Consider the following 3290-nt stretch of genomic DNA (forward strand, 5'->3'; position numbering starts at 1 on the left):
CACATTTACTACCGAAAGGGTAGTAGACGTTCTTTGACGTAAGGGAAAATAAGAGAGAGAAAAACAAAGCGGGCTTAATTGTCGAAGACGATTGAGCAATTCGACTCAGGAGACTGAGCGAATCGCAAGCGAGAAGTAAGTAAGAGCACACGGGGGATGCCTAGGGTCTCAGAGGCGAAGAAGGACGCGATAAGCTGCGATAAGCTGGGGGGAGGGGCACATACCCGTTATATCCCCAGATTTCCGAATGGGGCAACCCCGCTGGTTGAAGACCAGTGACCACTTCTTTTAGGAGTGGAGCAAACGCAGGGAACTGAAACATCTAAGTACCTGCAGGAAAAGAAAATAACAATGATTCCCCAAGTAGTGGCGAGCGAACGGGGAGGAGCCCAAACCACGGTGGTTACGGCCACTGTGGGGTTGTAGGACTGCGAGATCTGATTAAATCGAGATAACTGAAGCAGGTGGGAAACTGCGCCAGAGACGGTGAGAGCCCGGTAAGTGACATTTCTGATTTACGGTAGCAGTATCCTGAGTAGGGCGGGGCCGGAGAAACCCCGTCTGAATCGAGCGGCACCATCCGCTAAGGCTACATACTCCTGAGACACCGATAGTGAACCAGTACCGTGAGGGAAAGGTGAAAAGAACCGCGGATAGCGGAGTGAAAAGAACCTGAAACCGTGTGCTTACAAGCAGTTAGAGGACTGTAAATGGTCTGATAGCGTGCCTTTTGCATAATGAGCCTACGAGTTACTCCTCCCTGGCAAGGTTAAGTGTTTTAAGGCACGAAGCCGCAGCGAAAGCGAGTCTGAATAGGGCGCGTAGTCAGGGGGGGTAGACGCGAAACCTAGTGAGCTACCCTTGAGCAGGATGAAGGAGCGGTAACACGCTGTGGAGGTCCGAACCAGTTTCCGTTGAAAAGGATTTGGATGACTTGAGGGTAGGGGTGAAAGGCCAATCAAACTAGGAAATAGCTCGTACTCCCCGAAATGTATTGAGGTACAGCGTCGTGGTTAGGTTTGTTGGAGGTAGAGCTACCAATAGGACTAGGGGGTGTCAGAGCCTACCGAATCCTGATGAACTCCGAATGCCAGCAAATTCATACACGGCAGTGAGGCCTGGGGTGCTAAGGTCCCCGGCCGAGAGGGAAAGAACCCAGACCCGCCGCTAAGGTCCCTAAATTCTAGCTAAGTTGAACAAAGGAGGTCCAGTTGCTTTGACAGCCAGGAGGTTGGCTTGGAAGCAGCCATTCCTTTAAAGAGTGCGTAACAGCTCACTGGTCGAGCGACCGGGCATCGATAATACGCGGGCATCAAGCTAGATACCGAAGCGCGGGATTTGACATTTAGTTGTCAAGTGGTAGGGGAGCATTCTGGTTGCGGAGAAGCCGTCCTGTCAGGGCATGGTGGAGCGTCCAGAAAAGCACATGTAGGCATGAGTAACGATAAAATAGGTGCGAAACCTATTCGCCGATAGACTAAGGTTTCCAATTCAACGCTAATCGGAATTGGGTTAGGCGGGACCTAAGGGATAGCCGAGAGGTGTACCCGATGGCAAGCCAGTTGATATTCTGGCCCCCGGATGTAGAAGTGATGCAGGGACGCAGGAATGAAAGTACCGCGAGCGGACGGAAGTGCTCGTTAAAGCCCGTACCTATTGGATGAGTAGTTAAGTACGCTCAACTAGGGGAAAGGTGATAGTACTGCACGGGCTTCGGCCCACGCAGATAGTGTACCTAAGGACTGCCAAGAAAAGCTGCTAAACGTTGTATCTATATTCGGCCCGTACCGCAAACCGACACAGGTAGTCAAGGAGAGAATCCTGAGGCGCTCGAGTGAATCACGGCCAAGGAACTCGGCAAAATGGTCCTGTAACTTCGGGAGAAGGGACGCTTCCTCTGTCAGCAATGGTAGAGAAGCCGCAGTGAAAAGACCCAAGCGACTGTTTAACAAAAACACATGGCTTTGCTAACGCGTAAGCGGACGTATAAGGCCTGACACCTGCCCGGTGCTGGAAGGTTAAGAGGGGAGCTTAGTCGCAAGGCGAAGGCTTGAATCGAAGCCCCAGTAAACGGCGGCCGTAACTATAACGGTCCTAAGGTAGCGAAATTCCTTGTCGGGTAAGTTCCGACCTGCACGAATGGTGTAACGATTTGGGTGCTGTCTCAGCCGTGAGCTCGGTGAAATTGTAGTCTCGGTGAAGATGCCGAGTACCCGCCACGGGACGGAAAGACCCCGTGCACCTTTACTATAGGTTGCCATTGGTGTTGGGTTCAGTATGTGTAGCATAGGCGGGAGGCGTCGAAGCAGGGCCGCTAGGTTTTGTGGAGCCAACGTTGAAATACCGCCCTTACTGTGCCTGATGCCTAACTCTGGGTTTCTCAGAGAACAGTGGCTGCTGGGTAGTTTGACTGGGGTGGTCGCCTCCAAAAGAGTATCGGAGGCTTTCAAAGGTCCACTCAGTACGCTTGGTAACCGTACGTAGAGCGCAATAGTAGAAGTGGGCTTGACTGTGAGACCGACTAGTCGAGCAGGGTCGAAAGACGGATATAGTGATCCGGTGGTTCCGCATGGAAGGGCCATCGCTCAAAGGATAAAAGGTACGCCGGGGATAACAGGCTGATCTCCCCCAAGAGCTCATATCGACGGGGAGGTTTGGCACCTCGATGTCGGCTCGTCACGTCCTGGGGCTGGAGAAGGTCCCAAGGGTTCGGCTGTTCGCCGATTAAAGTGGCACGCGAGCTGGGTTCAGAACGTCGTGAGACAGTTCGGTCCCTATCTGTGGTGGGCGTTGGATGATTGAGAGGACCTGACTTTAGTACGAGAGGACCGAGTTGGACCAGCCGCTGGTGCGCCGGTTGTCCCGCCAGGGGCAGCGCCGGGTAGCTACGCTGGGAGCAGATAAGCGCTGAAAGCATCTAAGTGCGAAACTCACCTCAAGATGAGTCATCCCAATTGAAGGTTCGTGGTAGACTACCACGTGAATAGGCGGTAGGTGTAAAGCTAGAAATAGCATAGCTGAGCCGTACTAAGGAACCGAGGGCTTCCCTTGTCCCAGATTTGTTTTTCTTTTTCTTTTCCCTTATGTCAACGGTTTTGCTAATTCTCCCTGAACACGAGAATTAACGCCAGCAATGGTGGCTTTAGCCCGGGTGTTCACCTCTTCCCATTCCGAACAGAGTCGTTAAGCCCCGGTGCGCCTATGGTACTGCCTTCACCGGTGGGAGAGTCGGTCGCCGCCAATTTCTGCACCAGAGCCCCCGGCCAAGCGCTTTTATCAGCGCCCGGCCG

General features: G+C 53.0%; 2 rRNA genes. Both read left to right on the plus strand.

What is annotated here, in order from left to right:
• Positions 1–129 precede the first annotated feature (129 nt).
• Positions 130–3051 (plus strand): 23S ribosomal RNA (locus E4631_RS25480).
• Between the two features lie 81 nt (positions 3052–3132).
• Positions 3133–3244: ribosomal RNA gene (gene rrf / locus E4631_RS25485) — 5S ribosomal RNA — on the plus strand.
• Positions 3245–3290: the final 46 nt, after the last annotated feature.

Source organism: Hymenobacter sp. UV11 (assembly GCF_004684095.1).
In the GTDB taxonomy this organism is placed as follows: domain Bacteria; phylum Bacteroidota; class Bacteroidia; order Cytophagales; family Hymenobacteraceae; genus Hymenobacter.